Origin of the sequence: Collinsella aerofaciens ATCC 25986, from assembly GCF_964259375.1 — a bacterium.
Lineage (GTDB): Bacteria > Actinomycetota > Coriobacteriia > Coriobacteriales > Coriobacteriaceae > Collinsella > Collinsella aerofaciens_BO.
The window spans coordinates 1-24,118 of the sequence record NZ_CAXVJM010000002.1 but is presented as its reverse complement, the minus strand read 5'-3'; the positions used below and the strand labels follow the sequence as shown (position 1 = coordinate 24,118).

The window sequence follows — 24,118 nt, the reverse complement described above, 5'->3', positions numbered from 1 at the left end:
TAATCATCTCAGTTTTATTTCTTATGGTTTATCTATCAGCGCAAGACGATGTCAGATGGAGGTCTGAATGTACAAGCGCACCAAGATTGTATGCACCATGGGTCCCGCCTGCGATAGCGACGAGACCATCCGCGAGATGATCAAGGCGGGCATGAACGTCGCCCGTTTTAACTTCTCGCACGGCTCCTACGACGAGCACCACGGTCGCATCGAGCGCGTCCGCCGTATTTCCAAGGAGCTCGGCATGCCCGTCGGCATCCTGCTCGACACCAAGGGCCCCGAGGTCCGCACCGGCCTTTTGGTCGATGGCAAGAAGGTTGCCGTCAAGACCGGCGACAAGATCGTCGTCACCGCTCAGCCCACGTCCGAGGATTTCCACGGCACCGCTGAGCACATCTCCCTCGACTACCTGGCTCTGCCCTCCGAGGTCGAGAAGGGCTCCCTCATCCTGATCGATGACGGCCTGGTTGCCCTCGAGGTCGAGTCCGTCGACGGCCAGGACATGACCTGCGTCGTCAAGAACGACGGCCTGATTGGCGAGCGCAAGGGCGTCAACATGCCCAACGTCAACATCTCGCTGCCCGCCATCACCGAGCGCGATCGTCAGGACATCCTCTTTGGCCTGACCGAAAACATCGACTACATCGCCGCTTCCTTCATCCGTGACGGCGAGTCCGTCCGCGGCATCCGCGAGCTTTGCCGCGAGAACGGCGGCGAGCACGTGACGATCTTCCCGAAGATCGAGTGCGCCCTGGGCGTCGAGAACTTCGACGAGATCCTCGAGGCTTCCGACGGCATCATGGTCGCCCGTGGCGATCTGGGCATCGAGATCAAGCCCGAGCTCGTTCCCCACATCCAGAAGGAGATCATCGCTAAGTGCAACGCGGCCTACAAGCCCGTTATCACCGCTACGCAGATGCTCGACTCCATGCAGCAGAACCCGCGCCCGACGCGCGCCGAGGTTGCCGACGTTGCTAACGCCATTTACGACGGCACCGACGCCGTCATGCTGTCCGGCGAGTCCGCTGCCGGCAAGTACCCGGTCGAGGCCGTCAAGATGCAGGCCAGCATTGCTCTCGAGACCGAGAAGTACCTCCCGGCTCACGCTCCGCTCGAGGTTCCGGCTGACGCTCACGGCACCCGCGTCGTCAACAACGTTGTGGGTATGTCCGCCGTGAACATGGCCACCACCGTTGGCGCCAAGTGCATCACCGTGCCGACGACCACCGGTCGTACCGCTCGCCTGATCTCGCACTTCCGTCCCAACATGCCGATCTGCGCGTTCTCCCGCCACGAGTGGGCCGTCCAGCAGATGATCATGTACTGGGGCGTTATCCCGCACCAGGCCGAGATTACCCAGGGCACCGTCAACGGCACGATCGTCAAGGCGATCGAGACCGCTAAGGAGCTCGGCTACGTCAAGACTGGCGATTTGACCGTCGCTACCGCCGGCGATCCCCGTATGAGCGTCCAGCTCGAGGACAAGGTCTCCTCGACCAACGTCGCTTACGTCGCTCAGGTGCGCTAAATCGCACTTGCAAGCAGATTTGCATTGCAAAGGGCCCGGAAGGCATTGCCTTCCGGGCCCTTTTTCTGTGCCAATGCCGGCGCACGGCAAAACACGCACTCATTTCTTTACCAAAAGCGCGAAATCCACCCTTCGAGGCCCAAAAATAAAGTCCCAAGCGCTAAAAGTGTTCGCCCGGTGGCAAACCCACACCTTAACCGACGCTGCTAAATCGTTTTAGCAAGAGTCAGATCGACCTGGTTTTCGGAAGTGCGGGGAAAAATTGCCTACCCCCGAGCACAAGCCCTTTTATTTCAACAAAACCCCTGATAAAGTTGGCTCAAATACCGCTTGTGCTTTGCCTGTTTGTCTTTTTCCCCGCACTTCCGAAACCGATAGCCTTTCTAGCCCAAACAACGCTCGAACGATCGGATTGCCATGTCATTTCTCGCTTGCGGACCCACAGCTTTTCAGTACTATCGCATCCCGCCCCAGATACTAGGACTCTATCCGGCAATCCTGCCGCCCGACCATGACCATCGCTTGGTGCATTACTCAAAACAACCAGTATTTAAAGACTTGCTCGGCACACCAGTTTGGAGATTCGTGGGCGAAAGAAAACAGCGCGCGAACGGAAAGCTATTTCATAGCCGTCTGCTAACCCAAGAGCCGCCTCCTGGGTCGTTTAGGCAGACTGAGCATGGATTTGATGTCACGTCGCCCGAGTTTACGCTGCTCAGCCTTGCTACGCAGGTCTCACGCAACCAGTTACTCATGGCTTGCTACGAGATGTGCGGCTCCTTTGCAGTGTTTAGGCCCTGCGAGCGAACGCAACAACAACTCGATGAAGCCATTTCGCTTAAGCTCATTCCACCCAACTGCGGCTGGGAGCGAGTTAACGACACCAAGGGCAATGACACCAACCTGTGGAAGCGCCCACCGCTCCTCAGCGCAGCGGATATCGCCGCGTTCGCCAAGCAGGCCGCAGGCCTGCGCGGCGTTAAACAACTGCGCTGGGCAGCCGAGCACATGACGGGGCAGACCGCCTCACCCTTCGAAGTACAGACCTCCATGCTTGTCTCGCTCCCCCGCGACGAGGGCGGCATGGGCATCAACATCGCAAACAACGTGCGCATCCCACTCAGCGACGCCGCACGCTCACTGTATGACAAAACCTGCTGCTACGCCGATATCCTCATAGAGAGCAACATCGACAGCATAGGCGTCATTTTGGAATGCCAAGGCCGCTCCGCCCATGACAGCGAAGCCGCAAGTCTCTCCGATGCCGAGCGCACCACCGCCCTCACAAGCATGGGCTATGACGTTATCCAGATAACCTATGAGCAAATCAAAGACACGAAGAGCTTTAACAACATCGCCGAGCTCATTCATAAAAAGGCGGGGCTCCCCTACATCCCAAAGACCGATCAGGAACGCACCGCCGCAGAAACCCTGCGACGGGAGCTGTTGGTCAATTGGGATGAACTGTTCTCCGTTAAGCCGGCCGGCTAGCAGCTAGCGATCAGAGGGACTGCGGGAACGTCAGAAGCGGCAACGCGAGCCGCAAAGCCCGCTTCGGTCAGCTCGATGACCTCGGTAAACGTTGCGTCAAAGAATTTCTCGGTCAGCAGGCGGTACGGCGGATGATCGGGCTCGCCGGGGTTTTCGCGTACAATCTCGTGCATGACGCCGATGGTCTTGAGCACATATTCTTTATGGATGGGATACTGCCCAAAACGCGTCGCAGCGGTATACAGGCGATCGGTCGCACGCGGGATGGAGACAATGCCCAGCGTCTTGCCAAACCAGTCAAAGTCGCCTTGCTTTTTAATGCGGAACTCCTCACACGGCTTGCCGCCGTGCGCCTCCAGGTACTGATTCACGCGCGTATTCCATACGGTATCGGCCACCAGATGCGACCAGACGCCCAGCGTTAAATCGAGCAACGACTGCGCCACATCTTCGGACGCAAGCGAGAACTCACAGGCGCCGGGACCGACAACCGGCTCGGCATCCTTGTAGCGCTGTGGATAGTGCACGCGGTTCAGTCGCTCGCGCTCCTCGATAATCGAAGTTGCCGCGGCCGGTGCACCGGTGGGCGAACTTTTAAGCAACGGTGCCACATAGGTATCCCAGAACTCATGTTCACGAGGCTTAGGGATGGGCTCAGGCTTGGCAAAGTGCGTAATGCGGTACGGGATGGGATCGGCGATGCCAGGGACCATATAGCCCACGAAGATATCCGGAACCACGCAGCCAAACAAAAAGGCATTGCGGTCGCGCACGCTATTGGCAAGCGCACCGGTGCGCTCCAGCAAACGCTCCGTCTGAGCGATATGAATGTTCCAGCTTGGCATAGCCACCCCCATAAAAACCTGGATAACTATACCATCACGGCAAAGCCACGCGGGCAGCTACGCACGCTCTACGCAGCAACTAGTCCGTAGCACCGCTTTCGGTTCCATACGACGGCGAAGGCGCCTCGACCACATGGTGATATCGATCGATATAGATTGCACGGGCACCCAAGCGTCGCACCAAATCTTGGTGATGTGTGCTCATCAAGACCGTCTTACCGGCAGCAACATAGGCCAGTAGGAAGTTGACCACGATGTCGCAAGAGTCCTCGTCAAGTCCGTTAGTAGGCTCGTCGAGCACCAGGATATCGGGGTTCATCGACACGACGGCAGCCAGTGCCACACGCTTCTTTTGCCCGCCCGAGAGCTGATAGGGAGAGGCGTCGGCAAGGTCGGCAACCTGGAACAGCCCCATGGCATCGCGCATGCGGCGCTCGAGCTCGTCTGCCGGCAGCCCCATCTGCGCGGGACCAAAAGCAACTTCCTCGCCCACCGTAGCGCAGAACAGCTGGGCGTCGGCATTCTGGAACACAAAGCCCACGCGCTGATGAAAACGCTGAGCGGCCGCGGAATCCTTTAGAAACGCCGCATCGATCACATGCCCGTCAAACAGGTATGTCCCTGCGTCTGCGAGTTCAAGGCCGTTAATAAGGCGCATAATCGTCGTCTTACCACAGCCGTTGGGACCGAGCAGGGCAACGAGTTCACCACGATCGACCTGCAGCGACACGCCATCGACAACCGTATGCCCCGCATAGGAAAACACCACGTCGCGAAACTCGATGAGCGGCGTGGTCTCGGCGCCAGCAGCACCGCTCGCGCCCGCCGCATTATTCATATCGATCGTCAAAACGTCGCCCTTCCCTATTTGCATCCCCAGCCGGAACCAGCAGCGCCTACAGCACCGCGCATAACACTGCCAGCAGCGCCACGCCGGCCGCATAAACCGCATCGCGCCAGCCAAACCCGGCGCGCGCGGGCGCCGGATACGCACCGGCAAAGCCACGGCAAAGCATAGCCTCGTCCATCGCGCGGCTGCATTCCATCGCCTTGATAAAGGTCATGCCCATGATACCCGCGATCGAATCGGTACGCGAAAAACCCGCAGGCGCACGACCCACACTGCGCAGCATGACCGATTCGGTCAGATCGTGCGCCGTGCGTCCCAGCACCTCGATGTGCTTGAGCGCCATATCAAACGTAAAGATGACCTCGTCGGGCAGCTGTAGCGTCTTGAGCGCCGCCGACATGCGGCTCCAGGTGAGCGTCCACGAAACGCCCAGCACGAACGACACGTTAATGAACGTCTTGAGCGCGATCTTGAGCATGGCGCCCGCGGCAGAAGCGCCCAGCAGCAGGGCAGGCAGTGCCAGAACCACCGCAAGCCCCGTGGCGCCGAGCGCCGGTACAAAGGTCGCACGCAGCCCGCGTACGGGGCGCACGGCAACGAGCACCAGCGCGATGGCCGCCATCAACATGAGGTACAGCGGGCTCTGCGTCAGACACACGCACAGGACGCAAACGAACATCCCCACCAGGCGCACCGGAGCCGAAACGCAAGAAAGGGCGCGGTCGACCATCGACCCGCCCTCGTGCGCGCCTCCACCCAGGCGAACCCGCTCAAGCAGGCTCGCCAGGTGCAGGACATTCTTTTGCATCACACGATGCCGAGCCCCCGCGGGCTCGTAACGCTCCTCGGCCGCAAGCCAACTAGGCAGCTCGGCTATTGCCATGAGCACCGCTTTCCTTGACCGTCAGCGAGACCAGGCGGAATGTGATGGTGAGCACCGCCACGCCAATCACGCCCGAAAGAATATACATCGCAGCCTGGCCGGCAAAGCCAAGGCCCTGCTCCTCGGAATAGGCCTGCAGATAATCGCCCGTGGGCAGGGCGTCGGCAAAGGTCGGGGTGTCGAGGCCGACCGAAGCCTGCAGGCTGTCGTCGCCAGCCTCCTGAACGGCGGTCGCGGCGCCCTCGGCGTCCCACTCACCCCAGGCGTCACCGGTGGCGAGCAAGCCGAGCGGCGTAGCCACGACAAGCACGGCGACCAGAATGAGCGTGGGAATCAGGGAAGTCTTCTTGGCGGTACCATCGGCGGCAAGCTGGCCATCGGCGGCTTCGGGGCCGACGATAATGCTCGGCGCCGTCTTCTTAATGAAGCCGTAGATGGCGGCCGTCGCCACGCCCTCGATCACGCCGGCAACCAGCATATGCGGGATCAACATGGCAGGAATAGCCACGGACAGCGGGAAGGGGCAGTACAGCGGCGCGCCCGAAGCGTTAGTAAAGAGCATGGGCTGAATACCAAACTCGACCGCCGCGCACAGGGCCGCCAGGCACAGGCCGACCCAGCCGCTTACGATGGCCGAAACCGAGGTGCCCCAGCTCTTGTCGTGCAAACGGCTGTTGAGCGCACGGAACACGGTAGCAGCGGCAAACGGCAGCACGAAGGCCATGTTAAAGCAGTTGGCGCCAAAGGACAGGATACCGCCGTCGCCAAACAGCAGCGCCTGCAACGCCAGCGCGACCGAAACCGCGATGGCAGCGGCCTCGGGACCCAGCAGCAGTGCGATGAGCGCACCACCAACGGCGTGACCAGTGGTGCCACCGGGCAGCGGCACGTTGAACATCATGAGCAAGAAGGAGAATGCGGCGCAAATGCCCAGGAACGCCATGTGCTCGCGATCGAGCGTGGCGCGTACCTTTTTGATGCAATGGACCCAAACGGGCACCATCGCCACCGCCATAACGGCATCGGTCTGCGGGGACAGATAATTATCGGGAATATGCATGAGCCCTCTCAATCAGAACGTTGCGTGTTACGTTTCCAACAATCCGTAACACCGACTCTGCATACTAACAAAAAGGCGCACCGCCCACAACGCAGCACGCCCTTGCAATACGTACGTTATTAACCCAGGTCCACGCACCGTCCAATAAAGGCCCATGCACTCTCAACTTTCCGGTCACCCGAAAGAAGGTGCGGTCCGCTCGCAACAAGGTTAACGCAGGAACCCGCCCCCGAGAGGGGTTTTCTAAGGCAACATCCCGCAGCCGCGAAGCGGCGAGGACGTTGCCGTGAAAACCCCGCAGGGGGCGGGTTCCGAACGGCAAAGATTACGAGCGAACCTCGCCGTTTACGCCCTTGCACACCTTGGTGACGATCTTCTGGTGCGCCTTCTCGACCTCTTCGCTGGTAAGCGTGTGGTCGTCCGAGCGATACGTGAGCGCAAAGGCCATGGACTTCTTGCCCGCACCGATGCGGACCGGATCGCGGTAGACATCGAACAGGCGCACGCCCTCGAGCAGCTTGCCGCCGGCACTGGTAATGCGACGCTCAAGATCCTCGCAGGTCACAGTGTTGTCGACCACAATGGCAAGGTCATGCTCAACAGCCGGGTACTGCGAGAACTCGCGATAGTTCTCCTGGTTGCGGGCGCCCTTGATCAGCTTGTCCAAGTCGAGCTCAAAGGCAACGACGACCTCATCGATGCCCATCGCCTCGCGCGCCTCGGGGTGGATCTCGCCGACCCAGCCCAACACGGTACCGCCCGAGAGGACCTCGGCCGCACGACCCGGCTGCAAGAAAGCGTAGCCCTCGCCCTCGACGGGACGGAAGCGAACCTTCTCGATGCGCAGCTGGGCGAGCAGCTCCTCGACAATGCCCTTGCCAAAGAAGAAGCGCAGCTTGCGGTACTTCATGTTCCAAGACTGCTCGCTCCACTGGCCCGAGAGCACACCCGCCACGGACTTGGTCTCCTTGGGCAGGCTGGCGTTCTCGCGGCCATGGAACAGGCTGCCGACCTCGTACAGGTGTACGTTGGGCGTACCGTGCGCCTCGTTATAGGCAACGGACTGCAACAGACCCGGCAGCAGCGAGCGGCGCATCTCGGTCTGCTCGGCCACCAGCGGGTTCATGAGCACCACGGGGCAGCCGCGGCCCTCGGTGGACATGCCGATCTTCTCCAGGTCGCCCGGAGCGGCAAAGCCAAAGGTCGTGGTCTCGTTGAGGCCGCAGGCGCGCAGGATCTCGCCGACCTTGCGGGTGAGCTTCTGCTCGCGAGTCAGGCCGCCGATGTGGTTCTTGGCAGCCGGGATGGTCGCCGTCACGCGGCCCATGCCCCACAGGCGCAGGACCTCCTCGATCAGGTCGATCTCGCGCGGCAGGTCGGGACGGAAGCTCGGCGGGGTAACCATAAAGTCCTCGCCGTCGCACTCGACGGTGCAGCCCAGACGGGTGAGCGAACGCTCGATAAAGTCGGGCTCGATATCGGCACCGCAAATGGCGTGCACGCGGGCCAGGCGCAGCTTGATGCTGTCGATGGTCTTGGGCGCGGGGAAAACGTCGACATAGCCGGGAGCAACCTCGCCGCCGGCAATCTCCTCGATGAGCGCGCAGGTAACGTTGGCGACATCCACGCAGCCGGTCTCGTCGACCTGACGCTCAAAGCGAATGGAGGCGTCGGAGATCAGCGACAGATCGCGGCTGGTGTGCGAAGTGCGACCGGCGTTGAAGCAGGCACTCTCGACCATCACGTCGACGGTGTCGTCCTCGATCTCGGAATCCATGCCGCCCATAACGCCGGCCAGCGCCACGGGACGCTCGCCGTCGGTAATGAGGCCCATGCCGGCGTCGAGCGTGCGCTCCTCGCCGTCGAGGGTCGTAAACTTCTCGTCCTGTTGGGCGGCGCGAACCACCACGTGACGCCTGCCATCGCGCTCGGCAAAGGTGTCCAGGTCAAAGGCGTGCAGCGGCTGACCGGTGAGCATCATCACGTAATTGGTGATGTCGACGATGTTGTTGTGCGGACGCACGCCCAGGGCGTTGAGGCGCTTGACCATCCAGTCGGGCGAGGGGCCGACCTTCACGTTGCGCACGATGCGGGCAACGTAGCGGTCGCACAGGCCCTCGTCGGCAATCTCGACCGAAAGCTCGTCGTCGGTCGCGCGGCCGGTCTCGGCCTTGATGGCGGGCAGCTCAACGTGGAAATCGCGGTCGAAGATGGCGCCGGTCTCGCGGGCCATGCCGATCATGGACAGGCAATCGGGACGGTTGGGCGTGATCTCGCAGTCGAGCACGGTGTCGCTCGAGCCCACGTACTCGGCAAACGGCATGCCGCAGGGCGTATCCTCGGGCAGGATCATGATGCCGGAGTGGTCGCCGCCCAAGCCGAGCTCGCGCGCGGAGCAGTTCATGCCCATGGACACGACGCCGCGAAGCTTGCTCTTCTTGATCTTGACGTCGCCGGGCAGGACAGCGCCGATCATGGCCGTGACGATGTGGTCACCGGCCTCGAAGTTCTGCGCGCCGCAGACGATCTGCAGCGGAGCGGGGTTGCCGTCGGCGTCGAGGTTCTTGTCACCCACGTCGACCGAGCACACATACATGTGGTCGCTATCGGGGTGCGGGGTCTTGGTGAGCACCTGGGCGGTCACCACGTGGTCGAAGGACTCGCCCACGGTGTCGATCGCCTCGACCTCGGTGCCGGTACGAATATATTCGTCCGAAAGGGTCTTGGGATCCTCCGGAATATCGATCATGGTCTTGAGCCAGTCGTAAGAAACGCGCATCTAACTGGTCTCCTTTCATAAATGCGGCTTTGAGCCGGAAAACTGCAACGGAGACGGGTTTTCCAAGTGCCACAGATTGCCTTGAAAGAGGAGGGCCGCGTACTTAGGTACGCAACCGACGATTGAAAGGCAAGGTGCGGTGCTTGGGAAAGCCGCCGGGGCTAGAACTGATTTAAGAAGCGCATATCGCCAGTCATGAGCGTTCGCAGGTCGGGCAGGTCGTAGCGCAGGGCCGCGACGCGCTCGGCGCCAATACCAAAGGCGAAGCCGGTGTACTTCTCGGGGTCGATGCCGCAGTTGATCAGGACGTTGGGGTCGACCATGCCGCAGCCCAGGATCTCAATCCAGCCGCTGTGCTTGCAGAAGTTGCAGCCCTTGCCGCCGCACACGTGGCAGCTCACGTCCACCTCGCAGCTGGGCTCGGTGAAGGGGAAGAAGTGCGGGCGGTAACGCGTCTTGCGATCCTCGCCAAACATACACTTAACAAAGTAGTCGAGCGTGCCCTTGAGGTCGCCAAAGGTGATGCCCTCGTCGACGACCAGGCCCTCGATCTGGTTGAACTGCGGCAGGTGGCAGGCGTCGGCCGTGTCGGGACGATAGACGGTGCCCGGGCAGATCATGTAGATGGGCGGCTTTTGCGACTCCATGGTGTGGATCTGCACGCCCGAAGTCTGGGTGCGAAGCAGCACGTCGGACTCGCCATGGGCGTGTGCCTCGGGGTGCGCGACGCTGCCGGGGTTGTTGTCGACCACGTAGAAGGTATCGCGGGCCGAGCGGCTCGGGTGATCCATGGGAGCATTGAGCGCAGTGAAGTTGTAGTAGGAGGTGTCGACCATGGGGCCGGACTCGACGGTGTAGCCGATGCCGCAGAAGATGTCCTCGGCCTCCTCGATGATCTGCTTGATCAGGTGCTGGTGACCGATCTGCGGACGGATGCCCGGCAGCGTGATGTCGACGGCGTCGTGCTCCAGAGCGTGCTTGAGGGCGGCTGCCTTCATCTCGGTCGTGCGCTCGTCGAGCATGCCCTCGATCAGCTGGCGCATCTCGTTGGCACGCTTGCCCATCACGGGACGATCCTCGGGGGCGAGCTTGCCCATCATGCGCATCAGGCCGGTGATGCGGCCCTTGCGGCCGAGCAGCTCAACGCGCGCGGCCTCGAGCTTTGCGGCGTCGTCGGCGCCTGCGACGAGCTCCTTGGCCTCTTCCTCGAGTTTGACCAGATCATCAATCAGACTCATGTCTTCCCTTTCGTCTCTCGCGCTCCCCGCTTGCCGAGGCGGCTGCCGCCGTCTGACGTTGCGAAAACGCGGCCCGGTTCGGTAACAAAAAACCGTCCTCGGGCATGTGCATTGCCCAAGGACGGTTGAATTCCGCGGTACCACCTTGTTTGACCCGGCGGATGTCTGGCCCGCCGTGCCCACTCTGTGCCCCTTGTCGCGAGGCTCACGGCTTCCCTACTGGGGACATCGCCGCCGCCGGCCGCGCGCCCGTTGAGGTCGCTGCTCGGGAGTGAACGCTTGGCCCTTGCCACCGCAGGAAGGCTTACAGCCCATGACCTTCCCTCTCTTGCCGGCGACGCGGCGGGCAAAACCCTCTCCGTCAACGCATTGGGCTACAGGATACCACATTGTGTGGGCATATCGCCGCGTTCCGTTTTGTTCGCGCTGGGTACAAGGCAGGTAGCTGTGCAAACTGGCCGTGCGCCCATCCGTGGCGCTCGGCCTGCGAGATCAAGGATATGGTATGGGAAAGAAACTCGATAAGAAAGCCAAGGCCGCCGTGGCCAAGACGCCCAAAAGCATGAAGGTCGATAAGGCCGTCAAAAAATTCCGCAAGCTTGAGGGCAAGCTGTGGACCCGCGAGTACCTGCTCAAGATTGCCGAGTTTGACGGCGCGACCATTGCCCCCGCCAACGGCGCCGCAGCGCGCGCCGACGCCATGGGCACCCTTGCCGGCGAGCATCACAAACTCTTGACCAGCGAGAAGTCCGTTGAACTCGTGCGCTCGCTGGCACGCGAGACCGTCGCCGGCGGCAAGATCGACGACCCGCAGCTGCTCGACGAGATCCGCGTGCTCGGCCGCGACCAGCGTGAAGCGAGCGTCATTCCCACCGAGGAGGCCGAGGCCTGGACCAGGCTCACCTGCGAGGCCGACGCCGTGTGGCACAAGGCCAAGACGGCCAATGACTGGGCGAGCTTTGAGCCCTACGTGGATAGAATCGTCGCCCAACTTAAGCATCAGGCCGAGCTCATGGACCCCAAGCGCGACCCGTACGATGTGTGGCTCGACCAGTACGAGCGCGGCCTTTCCACCAAGAGCTTCGATGCGTTTTGCGACGAGGTCAAGGCCACGGTCGTGCCGCTCGTACACGCCATCGGCGAGCGCGGCCAGCAGCCCGCTGCCGACTTTTTGCACGCCCGCGTGCCCGAGGCCGCCCAGCGCGCCATGAGCTTCGACCTTATGAAGCTCGTCGGCCTGGACCTGAACGACACCACGCTTGCCTTTACCGAGCACCCGTTTAGCGAGGGCTTTGCCGTGGGCGACGCGCGCATCGCGACGCACATCTACGAGAACGACTGCATCTCCAACGTCTACAGCATCATCCACGAGGCGGGCCACGCCATGTACGAGTTGGGCGTCAATCCTGCCTATGCGCGCACCTGTCTTGAAGGTGGCACCTCCATGGGCATCCACGAGAGCCAGAGCCGCTTTTTCGAGAACACCGTGGGTCGCAGCCGCGCCTTTATGGGCCCGCTGCTCGAGGTACTGCGCCGTCACGCGCCCGAGGTCTACGGCGACGTTGACGAGGACACGCTCTACCGCGCCGTGAACATTGCGCAGCCGTCGTTGATCCGCACCGAGGCGGACGAGCTCACCTATCCGCTGCACGTTATGGTGCGCTACCAGATCGAGCGCATGCTGTTTGCCGGCGAGGCCACGGCCAAGGATATCCCCGCGCTTTGGAACCGTTTTATGGACGAGTACCTGGGCATTCCCGTTCCCGACGACACGCACGGCTGCCTGCAGGATACGCACTGGAGCGGCGGCTCGTTTGGCTACTTCCCCACCTATGCGCTGGGCAGCGCCTACGACGCCATGTTTGTGCCAGCCATGTGCCGCGACGGTGTCGACCTTACCGGTGCCTGCGCGAGCGGCGATCTGGCGCCCGTCCGCGCCTGGCTGGGCGATCACATTTGGCAGTGGGGCCGTGCCAAGGACGCGCCGGAGCTCATCAAGGGCGCATGCGGCATGGACTTTGACGCCCGCTACTACTGCAGCTACCTGCAGGACAAGTTCACCACGCTGTACGAGCTGTAAAGCTTAAGCAACACGCCAACGCAAAAGGGGGCGCCGCAGGATCCATCCCGCGGCGCCCCCTTTTCACCTAGTCATTGGGGACGTTCTTAAACGACTAGGTTGACGCCGATGTTCTGGCAACGTCAGCGAAAACGACCCTAAGTGAGCAAGGTGACGTGAAATGAAAGGGCGCTGACCTTCTGGTCTCGCCCTTGAAATTGAACGTCAGATTGCCGCTTAGGGTCGTTTGCAGCGTCGAGCAGTTACGCGGTTTGGCAAAACCGCGTAACTACAAAGCTTCCAGTGCGCTGGCGATGCGCTTCATGGCGGCGTCGGCAGCCGATTGGTCCGGAGCCTCGGCCAACACGCGAATCACCGACTCGGTTCCGCTCTTGCGCACGAGCACGCGGCCCTCGCCCGCGAGCGCGGCCTCGGCCTCGGCGATCGCGTTCTGCACGCCCATGTTCTCGAGCGCGGCATCCTTGTCGGCCACGCGCACGGCAACCTGCGCTTGCGGCAGCAGCTTGCACGGAGCCGTGAGCTGCGAGAGCGTCTCGCGCTCGGCACGAATCACTTCCATCACGCGCAGCGAGGTCATAATGCCGTCGCCCGTGCGCTCGATATCGCCAAAGATCGTATGACCCGTTTGCTCTCCGCCCAGGCTGAAGCCGCCCTCGCGCATCTTGGCATACACGTGACGGTCACCCACGCCGCTGGTCACGGCGCTCAGACCGGCAAGCTCCAGCGACTTGATCAGGCCAAAGTTGCTGGCGATCGTCGGCACCACGGTACCACCCGAAAGGCGCCCGTGCTTGTTCAGGTACACGCCGCACACGTACAGGATTTGATCGCCGTCGACCACGCGACCGCGCTCGTCCACGGCCAAGCAGCGGTCGGCATCGCCGTCATAGGCAAAGCCCACGTCCAGGCCCTGCTCCACCACGTGGCGCTGCAGGCGCTCCATATGCGTGGAGCCACAGTCCACATTGATGTTAAATCCGTCGGGCGCGGCGTTGATCACGCGCACATCGGCGCCCAGCGCGTCGAACACCGGCTTGGCCACCGAGGATGCCGAGCCGTTGGCGCAGTCGAGACCGATCTTGACGCCCTGCAGCGAAAAGTTCGCGCTCGCGATGAGCGAGGCAATATAGCGGTTGCGGCCCTGCATGTAGTCCACCGTGGCGCCAATGTGGTTGCCCGTAGCCAGCGGAACCTCGCTCTTGCCATCGATATAGTCCTCGATGAGCTCCAACACGTCCTCGTCCATCTTAAAGCCGTCGCTGTTGACGAGCTTAATGCCGTTATCGCAAAACGGGTTGTGGCTCGCACTGATCATGATGCCGCAATCGAAGCAGCCCTCCACGGTCTGGTGCGCCACACCCGGCGTGGGGATCACGTGCAGCATATAGGCGTCTGCGCCGCTCGCGACTAGGCCGCTCACCAGCGCCGCCTCGAACATGTAGCTCGAACGACGCGTGTCCTTGCCCACGATCACGCGTGCCTTGCGCTCGCGGTTAGCACCGTAATACCAACCCACAAAACGGCCGATCTTGTACGCATGCTCCACGGTCAGCCCAACGTTGGCCTCGCCGCGAAATCCGTCGGTGCCAAAGTACTTCATAAGAGGTCCTCTCTATAGACAAAGGCGCGCCGCCAAAGCAACGCGCCGCCAGCCTATTATCCTTTAAAGCAATCGCACCCGCTACACCGTGAGGAACATCATCACGATGATCATGGCAAAGCCGATAAGGTCGGTCGGCAAAAATACCGTGCCCAGCATAACGGCGCTGGTGATGGTCGCCGAGACCGGCTCAACGGTTCCGATGAGGCTCGCACGCACCGAGCCGATGTCCTTGACGCCCTGCATATAGAGCATGTACGCCAAAAACGAGCCCACGACCACAAACACCGCGAGCGCCTCGACGCCGGCGGCATCGAGCGCCGGCATATGAGCCCAAGGCTGCACGATAGTGCAGGTGACGATACCAGCCGTGAGCATGGCTGAGCCCGTAACGATGGGGCTGCCGTATTCGGGCAGAATCTTGGCGGGAATCACCGCCATGCAGGCGGCGCTCACCGCGCACATGAGGCCTGCGACCAGGCCAAGCGGCGATATGCTCAGATTGGTAGGGTCGCCGCCGGTAGCGATTAAAAAGGTGCCGCCCAGGGCCAACCCAATGCCAACGGCCTCACGCACGCGAGGCATGCGATGGTCGATCACGCAGGTGTAGCCCATGATGATGACCAGCTGCAGGCACTGGAGCACCGTCGCGGTTCCGGCGTTGGTCAGGCGCACGGCCGAAAGATAGCAAAACTGGTTGAACAGCAGGCCAAAGGCGGTAAAGAGCAATAGCTGCTTGCGGTCGGCCGGCGTCGTCCAAAGCTTGACCAGGCGCGCACGGTCGCGCGCGACGACCACGACCATAAAGAGCAGGCCGGCAAGAATCTGGCGCACGCTCATGAGCCACAGCGTATCGACATGGTAGGTATCGAACAGGAAGCTCGCGCTGGTACCCGAGAAGCCCCAAAACGAACCGCCCACCAGCGTAGCCAAGACGCCCGTGATCAACTTGCGTGTCGAAGCGCTGTTCAGGCGATTGCGCCATGCACGGCGGGTGCTACGGCTGAGCTCGTCGGTGCCCTCGGGCACATCAATGTTCGATATATCGGTCATCGGCACCGAAGCCCCTGCGCCTTCGACCTGCTCGGCACACTCTTTGCTCATTCCACTCCCCCGAAACAGCCTGGAAACAATTCGGCTTACCTTACCACGGCGAAGGCATCAGCTGGAGGCTTGTCCGCTTATCGGTAGGACAATTCCGCAGGCGTCTTTCCATAGCTCGATACCGCAATGGCCTTGCATTATGCGACAGCCAAATCGCGGCAGCAGGCTCTTTTGAAATGGATATGACAAAGCCCCCGAATTCCACAATGTAAGCGATTTTTAAAAATGTTCTTGCCACCGAGTTCAGGCTCCGTTATATTATCCCTTGCGCGCTTGCGCACCCTTGATCGGGCGTTTAGCTCAGGGGGAGAGCGCTTCCCTGACACGGAAGAGGTCAGAAGTTCAAATCTTCTAACGCCCACCAAATGTTCGCAGCTCAGAGGCTATGTCCTCTGGGCTGTTTTGTTTTATGTCGCCAAATCCGCTGGCAGCTCCAACCGCCCAAGCAACCACCCTGCCCATGCACAAAACCGCGTCAATAGCCACCGAGGCCGAGACCAACGCGTCTCGAACCCATCCGAGCCGCAACTTCTCGACAAAACGCCGCGATGTCTGCGCCCTGCGGTATCCTTGAGCCACTTGCACCTGCAGCACCAAGGAGCCGCCATGCGCACCGAGCTCGATGTCCCCTTTTCGCACAAAGAAGAAGCCAAGGCGCTGGGCGCCAAATGGGACCGGACCAAGAAGATCTGGTATGTACCCAGCGGCGTCAACCCCGAGCCCTTTGCCGAGTGGCTGCCCGGTGTTGACCGATCCGACCCCTCAGCGCCGTATATATATCTAGTACTGGGCAAGCGCGAGTGCTGGAAGTGTCACAAAGAGACCTCGGTCGCGGCCTTCGGCATTCCCTATCGAACCGATAACGACGAGAGCATCGCCATCGCGCACGCGCCCAACGAAGCCAGGTACATTGCCATCGACACGGCCAACGCCAACGCACTCGCCATCGTGCCCGCTCTTGGCTGCGTGCCGGGCGAGATCCGCGACTACCTTCATAAGCGCTGCGGCTACAAGCCCGTAGGCGCGCGAGCCTCCAAAGCCCCGTCGCTCGGCAACACGTGCACCAGTTGCGACGCGCTGCAAGGCAGCCGCTATCTGTTCGAGGAGCCCTCGTCCCCATTTGCCCTCACTGCCATCAACAAGCTGCCGGCACTGGAGTTTGTGCGCGTCGAAGTTGCCGGCGTATTTGGCGTCCCGGCCACGCGCACCGACTTTGACCAGGCGCTCTTTACCTGGGCACGTGACCATCACGCCGAGTTCCACAAGCAACTCGGTGAGGGGGTTTATTTGTAGAGATGACATCGAGGCACTGAGGAGCAGGAGCTCGATCGTTAAACAATCCCAGAACGCTACAGCCCCAGAATGTGCTCCAGGTAGCCCTTGTTGAACCAGAACGATTGCTTCGTCATCCAGCGCCCGTCGGGCAGTTCGTAAGCATTCCTTGCGATGTCACCGATCTCTGTTCCATCGGCAAACTTGTAAGCCGCTTTTGACGTATGCGGGCGAACGTGGACAATCGGGTTGTCCGCCATACCGGGCAGATTGTTGGTCACCTTGAGCTTTCCACTCGCGTCCCGATACGGACTGAGCTTAACGCCCTCACGAATTACCTTGCGAGTCTCATCCCAGCAGGCCTTTGCGGGGCCCTCGATTTCGTTTGCCGGCATTGCCCAGAATAGGCAGCGGTCAAGACGCCACTCCCCCTCGTGGTCCTCACGGAACACGACAAAGAAGAAACGGTTGGTCTCAAGGCGCGCACGGAAGGATGACGTTTCCCAATCCTCATTGATTAGCTGCTTAAACTCAAACGGAGGGAAAGACATTGCCTGCTCGATGTGTCCCCTCTTATTAACGCGACAAACGCGGACGTTAATCCCAGCCTTAACGAACTCCTCGGCAGCATTGCTTTTAATTCCGAGCATTCGATAAACGAGTGTCATCCATTGCGCCTTGTTTCCCGTGTATTCCAGGCCGTACTGCTCTGCAATCTGGCGATCGGTTTCACCATAGTGGCGCTCGATAAGCGCAGTAACGTAGCTTTCGAAATCAATGGACTTGTCGCCGGCCTGGACGATACTCTCGCCAATGCGCGGAGCACCGAGAACATAGGTATGAAGCACATAGTCCATGTACGAGCGCTTGAGTGAGAAGGCACGACGCTTCGCGCGACGGTGCTCGATCTCGCCCGTATCGGTGTTGAAGTACTCGTAATACTGGTCAACCCACATCGTCGCTTCGGTTGCGCCCTTTGTGCAGGCGCCCAAGTAGGTGGTCATGCCCTCCGACAGCTCGTCCGCGCGACCATCCTGAATGTACGAAATGATCTTCTCGTAGTCGGCGCGAATGATCTTCATATCCTCTTCGGGCAGACGAACCATGACTGCACGCTCAATGCGCTGGTCGTATTTGTCGATGGAGCGGTCACGGCCGTAGTAGATCAGCAGGATATTGCTGAGCTTGGTCTTGAGATGCGAGCTGTCGTAGTCGAGCGAAACGGGACGGTCGTAGGGAATCATCGTCAAGACAAGACGCTCACCGGCAGACTTGCGACCATCCTTGAGCACGTCGAAGCATGTTGCCTTGAGTTCCACACCCGCCTCGGGAAAGTCCGGCCGATCGTCGCTGTTGGCTTTGTAGCCAAAGTAACGCTCCTCGATCAGGGTTCCCATACCGCCCTTGTACTTCTTAGACCCAAAGTCCTTGGGCGCACTCTCCCCCTCCGGCGCAATGCCAAGCTCGAGAATATCGCGAAACGTCATCCCGTCGAGATTGGCAGCATACCGCTCAATGCTTGAGGGGTCAGAAAAATCAGTATCGTCAAGCATGCGCTTGAAATCGAGGTGCTTCTTGGACATGGCAAATCCTCTCGAAATAAGACATGATCTAACACGTATGCTACTGTAAATTCGGGTTATACCGTGAAGATCCCCTAAGGGATCTTCCATTTGCAACCCGATTTCTGTACCCTTGATCTTTGCATTTGCAGCGATTTGGGGGAGTGAGTATGTCAGAGGTCAAAATCGCCGAGCTTTTTGCTGGCGTCGGCGGATTTCGTTTGGGCCTCGAAGGCTACGCTGACCCTCGTTATCCAGATTTCTACATGAAGCCCGCCGGACCCTTTCGCACCATTTGGGCCAATCAGTGGGAACCACCCGGAACCAAGGCTCGTCAGTTCGCGGCACGCTGCTATATGGACCGCTTTGGCGAGGATTCCGTAGTCAACGAAGATATCAATAAAGTCCTGGAACAGGCTGAAGCCGGAGAGGTTGAAATCCCCGACGTCCAGATGGTCGTCGGCGGCTTCCCTTGCCAAGATTACTCCGTCGCGCGTCCGCTCAATCAGGCACACGGCATCGAGGGCAAGAAGGGCGTCCTTTGGTGGGACATCTATCACTTCCTCGAAATGAAGAAGCCCAAGTTCGGTCTCTTTGAGAACGTCGACCGCCTGCTCAAGTCGCCCGCGTCTCAACGCGGTCGCGACTTCGCCATCATCCTAAGCTGTCTTGCCGACCTCGACTACACGGTCGAATGGCGCGTGGTCAACTCTGCCGAATACGGTTTCCCCCAGCGTCGCAAGCGTGTTTATATCTTCTGCGAAAAGGACGCTGGCAAGGTTGATCTCGTTAATCGCATGCACAACGGCGTCATGGCTAAAGCCTTCCCCGCCATCTATCCCGACGAGATGTCCGAGCTCGACGTTTTGCCCGACCCCTACGAGAACTCAACTCGTTTTGGCGTCGGCCAAAAGACCTCTCAATTCAAGAATGCTGGCGTCATGCAGGGCTGTCATGTTCTGACCTGCGACTTTGCCGAGGACTATCACGGTGAGCGCCACGTGCTTGGCGACGTGCTTGTCGACGAGGCTGATGTCCCGGAGCAGTTCTACATCTCCGACGAAAAGCTTCCCGACTGGCGCTACCTTAAGGGCAGCAAGCGCGAAGAGCGCACTAACAAAAAGACAGGCTTTACGTACACGTATTCCGAGGGAGCCATGAGCTTCCCGGATGCCACCGACAAGCCGAGCCGCACCATCCTCACAGGAGAAGGCGGCACGGGAGCGAGCCGCTTCAAGCACGTCATCGAATGTCCCGATGGCCGTTTCCGCCGTCTTGTTCCCGACGAGCTCGATCAGCTTCAGGGATTCCCGAAAGGTTGGACCGATACGGGCATGACCGACGGCCATCGGGCCTTCTGCATGGGCAACGCACTCGTCACCGGCGTGCCCCATCGCATTGGCGAAGCTATGGTCGAAGTGTACGGCCTCTAAGGCAAGCAATCCGGAGCCGGCGGTTCACGCTGTCGACTCCGTTTTTCCACCCCACTTCCCCGTATACTGATGTAACACGTGTTTCATCCGGGCTTGTTGGGCCGGATTGTTCATGGGAGGGTCTTATGGCTGCTTCGAATCCGCCTAAGGGGAGCGTTTCTTCTTCGTCCATCAAGCCGGTTACGCGCAAGGCTGTGCGTTGCCAGCGCGAGGTCGCTTGGCTTGTCACGCAGGCGGCGGGCAGGCTTGTGGCGACCACTCAGGACGTCAATGCGCCTACGCCGAGCTTTGTGTTAGCGGCGGCGCTGGATTTTGTGCGCCAATTGGAGCTTGCCGCGCAGGATGCCAACGGCCACCTCGACTACCAGAATGTTATGGCGCCCGACCTGCAAACGTTCTGCCACATGGCCAAGTTGCCCGCCGCGCCCAATGCGCTTTCGGACGCAGGCTACATGTTTACGCTTTCGGGCGCGGACCTTATCCGCGACATCTATGCATACTGCAGCGAGCTCGCCGAGCGCCACGTCTTTGACGCGGCTGAAGTCAAACCGGGAAATGTCATCAAGCTGGTTCTTAGGCTGTTCTTGATGGACGGGTTCGGGGCCATGCCGGCGTAAGCCGAGTCTTCAGCATCACCGTCGACTGAGCAACAACCGCTTTACCTTAGTGGGCGCCAATTGAGGGTCGATTATTGGGTCGCCTCGTCCACTAACGCATTTATTCCACGCGCTCTGACAGTCGATACTTGCGGTTGCGGCTCGTCGCCGGCGCCGTGGGCTCAAGCTCGCCTTGAGCAATGAGCGCGTTGACGCGCGACCTTACCTGGGAAATTGTAAGCCCCGTACGTTCTGCCAGCTCACGCGTCCCCAGCTCGCCGTAGTGTTTGAGTGCCGTCACAATTAAGCCCCCGCCATAATCGACCGGCTCGATCTTTGAACGGTAAAGTACGACCTTGAACCGATCGAACCCCGGGCAGAACAGGGGCTCGGCCAGACCATGCGCGCGCATGGCATCGATCATCATCGGGATGCCCGAGCCATTTCCCTCAGCCGGCGAGCCTGCGCCATCCGGCAGTGGAACAATCGACATGAGCTTCACAAGCGTCGCATTGCGACATCGGGAGCTGCCGTCAAACAGGTTCTCGCGAGTCTTTCCTCCGTATAGGCCGCCGGGGTTCGTCACCTCGATACGGTCATCAAAGACGTCAACAGCGATCGACTGCCCACAGAACCGATCTCCGTATTCTCGGTGGATTACGGCGTTGGCGATTGCCTCGCGCAGGACTTCCTCGGGAATCTCCAGCGAGTCGACACGCGAGACGCCTTGGATCGTCGAGGTTCGCCGCAAATTCTTGGCGATTGCCGCGACGGCATCCGAGATCATTTCGCCCAACGTTCCCTCGCAGATCGTACGGTCCATGAACCTCAACGACCCCGCCGCGCCCTTCTGCGTTCCGGCATAGACCGCCACATCGATAAAGAGCTTGGGATAGAACTGCTGAGGATAGGCACCCGCGGCCAGGAGCCCGGCCTTAGTAACATTGCCCTGGGAGTCGAGGAAATTCAGGCGCTCCAGCTTCGTTTTCTTGTCCGGCGCGCCGCGCATTGCACGGGGTGTCAGCGAGAAAGCACGCTCTATCGTGCGGTCGACCAGGGCCTCGTCAAGATCGCCTGCGACCGCGCCGGGTACTGCATCGCGATCACTGGGGCTCGTCCGTTCATACGATGACAAGGACAGGACCTCGGTCGACGAGAGCGGAACATCTTTGTCATCGATGCGTTTGTAGCTGCCGCCTTGAGCGCCCCGCTCTATGACATAACAAGGCTTGCTCGACGGGTCGAGCTCCTCAATCGTGATGACCAGAACCACGGTGCCCTGGAGCTCCACGCGTTCAATGGTGTATTTGGGCGGATTGGCCAGTTTTCCGCGACCGCCGGCATCACCCATGCCCGCTACGAATTGGTTGAGCACCTTCTCGGTCTCAAAGTTCTCAACCGGGACAAAGCCCGCGCGCTCGCTCACGCCGAGCACGATAATTCCGCCAGCGGTATTCGCGAATGCGCTAACCGTTTCCCATACGTCGCAGGAAAGCGTCGTGGCGCTCTCCTTGACCTCGACGTTAAGATCGTCCGAGCCCATGCGCTTTAAAGACTCGAGCAGACCGGTCAGCTCGTTTTCGTTCATCTGCACGTCCTTTCGCTCGGTCCGGCGGAGAATGCCGCGAATAGATTTCCTTCGTCTCTCAGTTATCTCTCGTAATTATCTCTTGTCTCTCTGTTATCTCTCGTATTAGAGATGAGTGAAAGATGAGAGATAAGATATCTGCCATCTGTTTCATTTAAACATGTTTTTGCTGGTAGAACAATCGGTATTGAGACAATGCCGTGATTTCTTGTCTCTTTGCTGCTCAGTTATCTCTCGTAATTATCTCTCGTCTTTGTGCCATCTCTCGTATTAGTGACAAATGAGAGATGAGAGATACGTGAGTGACGGACGAGCGTGGATTTTTGGACGGTCGGAAAATCCCTCAAACAAAAAACGGGGCCGGCCTTACGCCGAGCCCCGTTTTCAAACGGTCAGTTAGTTATCGAGCGCGCGAGCATAGCAGTCAACATTACGCCGCCGCGAACACTCCCGAGCCCGTTCCGATGATGCAGATCGCGAAGATGCCAATAATAATCCAAATGGTCTTGACACCCTTTTTGTACAGGGCAACGCAAGCGAACGTTGCCAGCAGGGGCAGAAGGCCAGGGAAGATCGAATCGAACAGATCCTGCAGGACAATCTCCGAACCACCCACATCAAAGGTCAAAGCAGTGGACAGCGAGACCTGCGCCGCAATCATGGCGCCGATAACGGTCATTCCGAGGACACCGGCAGCATGCGTCATGCGAGACATAAGGTTGTTCTCTTCGGACTGCTGCAGGAACTTGGTTCCCAGGTCGTATCCCAGATGGGCGGCGACGATACGCGTTGCAAAGTTAATCACGGAGTAGATGAGCGCGTACACGATGGGGCCGAGCGGGTTGCCCGTCGAAGCGATGCCAATACCAATGCCGGCGGCGACCACGCGGAACGTACCCCAGTAGAACGAATCGCCAATGCCGGAAAGCGGTCCCATGAGGCCGACCTTCATGGCGTTAATCGAGGACGTGTCGAAGTTCTTATCGGCAGCCGCCTGCTCTTCCATCGAAACCGTAAGGCCGGCTACAAACGGAAGCACATGAGGCGTGATGTTAAAGAACTCGGTATGGCGATCAAGCGCCGCATAGTAATCGTCGTCGTTGGGATAGATCTTTCGCAGGGGCTTCTGAATGGTGTACATGAAGCCCATTGCCATCATCTTGTCGTACGACTGCGAGCACTGGCTCGTAAACTGGCGAAGGAACATGCTCCGATACATATCGGGAGTCATAATCGCGTCCTTCTTGGCCTCTTTGAGATCGGTGTTCTGGGTAGCCATTAGAAGTCCTCCTCTTCATCCTCGGCAACCGTCTGCGGACCGGACGAGCCCTCGCGGAAGGCCAGGAGCAGTGCGACGCAAATGGCAGCTGCGGCGACGCCGATAACGTCCATCTTGAGGTAGATGACCATAATGAATCCCAGGAACAGCCAAGGAAGTAGCTTGTTATCGCCCATGGTCCTAATAAGGAGTGCGAAGCCGATGCAGACCATGACGCCGGACGCAACGTTGAGGCCGTCCATCACAAACTGCGGAATAGCGTTAAGCGCATTGTTGATGAGGTCGGCACCAAAGAACAGCGAGCAAAACACCAGCAGTGCAGACGGAATGCCAATCGACAGCGGCACGATGGTCAGATGGTACAGATTCGCCTTGGCAAGATCACGATTTGCCAGAGCGGTCTCGATCTTCTTGCAGGCAAAGGCACCCGGAACGGCGTAGCAGAAGTTGCGCCACACCTGAAGGAAGACGGAGACGGGAAGGGCGAGTGCGACGGCAGTTGCCGTGCCCGTACCCGTAATGACGGCAAACGCGCAGCCAAGCACGCCGGAAGCATAGACCTCGGGAGGAACCGCCGCACCGACCATGATAGCGCCCATGAACATGGACTCCAAAGCAGCGCCGACGATAACGCCCTGCTGGACATCGCCAAGGATCAAGCCAACGAACAGGCTCGTAAACAGCGGACGACCAAGCATCGTAATGCCAAATGCTTGCTCGTCCACAGACGCCATAATGCGACCAGCGCAACTAGGAGGTACTGGGCAGCTATTCTGATTAACCCCAGAAATAAGCCTGCAGGCGAGACGTTCAGAACAGCTCGCCTGCAGGCAACAGCAGCAATTTGAGAGGATTAGTAGTTCATCTGGTGATAGTAGCGACGCGTGGTGAGCGGGTGGTTGCGGACGTGCTCGAGGTGGCAGCTCAGGC

Annotated in this window: 18 protein-coding genes and 1 tRNA gene; 7 read left to right on the top strand and 12 right to left on the bottom strand. The window is 59.9% G+C overall.

The features are described 5' to 3' along the window. Nucleotides 1–67: 67 nt before the first annotated feature. Together pyk and ACEXKH_RS01070 are read left to right on the top strand one after the other, a co-directional pair. Nucleotides 68–1,528, top strand: coding sequence for a pyruvate kinase (pyk, locus tag ACEXKH_RS01075; protein WP_271730083.1), 1,461 nt, complete (start codon nt 68–70; stop codon nt 1,526–1,528). 417 nt (nt 1,529–1,945) lie between these two features. Continuing rightward, nucleotides 1,946–3,019, top strand: a complete 1,074-nt coding sequence (locus tag ACEXKH_RS01070; protein ID WP_373572759.1) for a hypothetical protein — start codon at nt 1,946–1,948, stop codon at nt 3,017–3,019. Here ACEXKH_RS01070 and ACEXKH_RS01065 read toward each other — a convergent pair. From ACEXKH_RS01065 to pheS, 6 genes are all read right to left on the bottom strand, one after another. After that, nucleotides 3,016–3,864 carry a hypothetical protein gene (locus ACEXKH_RS01065; protein WP_373572758.1) on the bottom strand — a complete coding sequence of 283 codons (849 nt, stop codon included), beginning with the start codon at nt 3,862–3,864 and terminating at the stop codon, nt 3,016–3,018. The two genes, ACEXKH_RS01070 and ACEXKH_RS01065, sit on opposite strands and share 4 nt — an antisense overlap. Before the next feature lie 79 nt (nt 3,865–3,943). After that, nucleotides 3,944–4,714, bottom strand: a complete 771-nt coding sequence (locus ACEXKH_RS01060; protein ID WP_373572757.1) for an energy-coupling factor ABC transporter ATP-binding protein — start codon at nt 4,712–4,714, stop codon at nt 3,944–3,946. A gap of 46 nt (nt 4,715–4,760) precedes the next feature. Continuing rightward, a complete protein-coding gene (locus ACEXKH_RS01055) occupies nt 4,761–5,597 on the bottom strand; it encodes an energy-coupling factor transporter transmembrane component T family protein (RefSeq protein ID WP_373572756.1) in 837 nt (278 codons plus the stop codon). After that, entirely contained in the window at nt 5,575–6,657 is a 1,083-nt protein-coding gene (gene cbiM / locus ACEXKH_RS01050) for a cobalt transporter CbiM (RefSeq protein WP_373572755.1), read from the bottom strand. The genes ACEXKH_RS01055 and cbiM overlap by 23 nt, the downstream gene beginning before the upstream one ends. A 325-nt stretch (nt 6,658–6,982) precedes the next feature. Beyond that, nucleotides 6,983–9,436 (bottom strand): phenylalanine--tRNA ligase subunit beta, encoded by a 2,454-nt coding sequence (pheT, locus tag ACEXKH_RS01045; RefSeq protein WP_373572754.1) that lies wholly within the window; start codon nt 9,434–9,436, stop codon nt 6,983–6,985. 161 nt (nt 9,437–9,597) lie between these two features. Next, nucleotides 9,598–10,674, bottom strand: coding sequence for a phenylalanine--tRNA ligase subunit alpha (gene pheS, locus ACEXKH_RS01040; protein WP_117797200.1), 1,077 nt, complete (start codon nt 10,672–10,674; stop codon nt 9,598–9,600). A 505-nt stretch (nt 10,675–11,179) separates the two neighbouring features. On the opposite strand from pheS, the gene ACEXKH_RS01035 reads away from it, so the two are divergent. Further along, a complete protein-coding gene (locus ACEXKH_RS01035) occupies nt 11,180–12,754 on the top strand; it encodes a carboxypeptidase M32 (protein WP_373572753.1) in 1,575 nt (524 codons plus the stop codon). Nucleotides 12,755–13,022: 268 nt separating this feature from the next. Here ACEXKH_RS01035 and glmM read toward each other — a convergent pair whose 3' ends face one another. Both glmM and ACEXKH_RS01025 read right to left on the bottom strand, forming a co-directional pair. Next, nucleotides 13,023–14,354, bottom strand: a complete 1,332-nt coding sequence (gene glmM / locus ACEXKH_RS01030; RefSeq protein WP_373572752.1) for a phosphoglucosamine mutase — start codon at nt 14,352–14,354, stop codon at nt 13,023–13,025. 81 nt (nt 14,355–14,435) lie between these two features. Beyond that, nucleotides 14,436–15,458 carry a DMT family transporter gene (locus tag ACEXKH_RS01025; RefSeq protein ID WP_373572751.1) on the bottom strand — a complete coding sequence of 341 codons (1,023 nt, stop codon included), beginning with the start codon at nt 15,456–15,458 and terminating at the stop codon, nt 14,436–14,438. 289 nt (nt 15,459–15,747) lie between these two features. On the opposite strand from ACEXKH_RS01025, the gene ACEXKH_RS01020 reads away from it, so the two are divergent. Continuing rightward, nucleotides 15,748–15,822, top strand: a tRNA-Val gene (locus tag ACEXKH_RS01020). A 242-nt stretch (nt 15,823–16,064) separates the two neighbouring features. Beyond that, nucleotides 16,065–16,751 (top strand): DUF5710 domain-containing protein, encoded by a 687-nt coding sequence (locus ACEXKH_RS01015; protein WP_373572750.1) that lies wholly within the window; start codon nt 16,065–16,067, stop codon nt 16,749–16,751. A 56-nt stretch (nt 16,752–16,807) separates the two neighbouring features. Here ACEXKH_RS01015 and ACEXKH_RS01010 read toward each other — a convergent pair whose 3' ends face one another. Next, nucleotides 16,808–18,313 (bottom strand): Sau3AI family type II restriction endonuclease, encoded by a 1,506-nt coding sequence (locus tag ACEXKH_RS01010; protein WP_373572749.1) that lies wholly within the window; start codon nt 18,311–18,313, stop codon nt 16,808–16,810. A gap of 149 nt (nt 18,314–18,462) precedes the next feature. On the opposite strand from ACEXKH_RS01010, the gene dcm reads away from it, so the two are divergent. Beyond that, nucleotides 18,463–19,725, top strand: a complete 1,263-nt coding sequence (gene dcm, locus ACEXKH_RS01005) for a DNA (cytosine-5-)-methyltransferase (RefSeq protein ID WP_373572748.1) — start codon at nt 18,463–18,465, stop codon at nt 19,723–19,725. Nucleotides 19,726–19,850: 125 nt separating this feature from the next. Next, nucleotides 19,851–20,342, top strand: coding sequence for a hypothetical protein (locus ACEXKH_RS01000; protein ID WP_373572747.1), 492 nt, complete (start codon nt 19,851–19,853; stop codon nt 20,340–20,342). 100 nt (nt 20,343–20,442) lie between these two features. On the opposite strand, the gene ACEXKH_RS00995 is transcribed toward ACEXKH_RS01000, so the two are convergent. The 3 genes from ACEXKH_RS00995 to ACEXKH_RS00985 form a co-directional block, all read right to left on the bottom strand. Then, complete coding sequence (locus tag ACEXKH_RS00995; RefSeq protein WP_373572746.1) at nt 20,443–21,909, bottom strand: ATP-binding protein; 1,467 nt, start codon at nt 21,907–21,909, stop codon at nt 20,443–20,445. A 430-nt stretch (nt 21,910–22,339) separates the two neighbouring features. Beyond that, entirely contained in the window at nt 22,340–23,188 is an 849-nt protein-coding gene (locus ACEXKH_RS00990) for a PTS system mannose/fructose/sorbose family transporter subunit IID (RefSeq protein ID WP_373572745.1), read from the bottom strand. Further along, on the bottom strand, nt 23,188–23,913 hold the full coding sequence (locus ACEXKH_RS00985; protein WP_373572744.1) for a PTS mannose/fructose/sorbose/N-acetylgalactosamine transporter subunit IIC: 726 nt from the start codon (nt 23,911–23,913) through the stop codon (nt 23,188–23,190). Before ACEXKH_RS00985 ends, ACEXKH_RS00990 begins: the two co-directional genes overlap by 1 nt. Nucleotides 23,914–24,118: the final 205 nt, after the last annotated feature.

What these genes read in the sequence shown, in the direction of transcription:
- pyk (WP_271730083.1), top strand. Translation starts at nt 68, where the DNA reads ATGTACAAGCGCACCAAGATTGTATGCACCATGGGTCCCGCCTGCGAT.
- ACEXKH_RS01070 (WP_373572759.1), top strand. Translation starts at nt 1,946, where the DNA reads ATGTCATTTCTCGCTTGCGGACCCACAGCTTTTCAGTACTATCGCATC.
- ACEXKH_RS01065 (WP_373572758.1), bottom strand. Translation starts at nt 3,864, where the DNA reads ATGCCAAGCTGGAACATTCATATCGCTCAGACGGAGCGTTTGCTGGAG.
- ACEXKH_RS01055 (WP_373572756.1), bottom strand. Translation starts at nt 5,597, where the DNA reads ATGGCAATAGCCGAGCTGCCTAGTTGGCTTGCGGCCGAGGAGCGTTAC.
- cbiM (WP_373572755.1), bottom strand. Translation starts at nt 6,657, where the DNA reads ATGCATATTCCCGATAATTATCTGTCCCCGCAGACCGATGCCGTTATG.
- pheT (WP_373572754.1), bottom strand. Translation starts at nt 9,436, where the DNA reads ATGCGCGTTTCTTACGACTGGCTCAAGACCATGATCGATATTCCGGAG.
- pheS (WP_117797200.1), bottom strand. Translation starts at nt 10,674, where the DNA reads ATGAGTCTGATTGATGATCTGGTCAAACTCGAGGAAGAGGCCAAGGAG.
- ACEXKH_RS01035 (WP_373572753.1), top strand. Translation starts at nt 11,180, where the DNA reads ATGGGAAAGAAACTCGATAAGAAAGCCAAGGCCGCCGTGGCCAAGACG.
- glmM (WP_373572752.1), bottom strand. Translation starts at nt 14,354, where the DNA reads ATGAAGTACTTTGGCACCGACGGATTTCGCGGCGAGGCCAACGTTGGG.
- ACEXKH_RS01025 (WP_373572751.1), bottom strand. Translation starts at nt 15,458, where the DNA reads ATGAGCAAAGAGTGTGCCGAGCAGGTCGAAGGCGCAGGGGCTTCGGTG.
- ACEXKH_RS01015 (WP_373572750.1), top strand. Translation starts at nt 16,065, where the DNA reads ATGCGCACCGAGCTCGATGTCCCCTTTTCGCACAAAGAAGAAGCCAAG.
- ACEXKH_RS01010 (WP_373572749.1), bottom strand. Translation starts at nt 18,313, where the DNA reads ATGTCCAAGAAGCACCTCGATTTCAAGCGCATGCTTGACGATACTGAT.
- dcm (WP_373572748.1), top strand. Translation starts at nt 18,463, where the DNA reads ATGTCAGAGGTCAAAATCGCCGAGCTTTTTGCTGGCGTCGGCGGATTT.
- ACEXKH_RS01000 (WP_373572747.1), top strand. Translation starts at nt 19,851, where the DNA reads ATGGCTGCTTCGAATCCGCCTAAGGGGAGCGTTTCTTCTTCGTCCATC.
- ACEXKH_RS00995 (WP_373572746.1), bottom strand. Translation starts at nt 21,909, where the DNA reads ATGAACGAAAACGAGCTGACCGGTCTGCTCGAGTCTTTAAAGCGCATG.
- ACEXKH_RS00990 (WP_373572745.1), bottom strand. Translation starts at nt 23,188, where the DNA reads ATGGCTACCCAGAACACCGATCTCAAAGAGGCCAAGAAGGACGCGATT.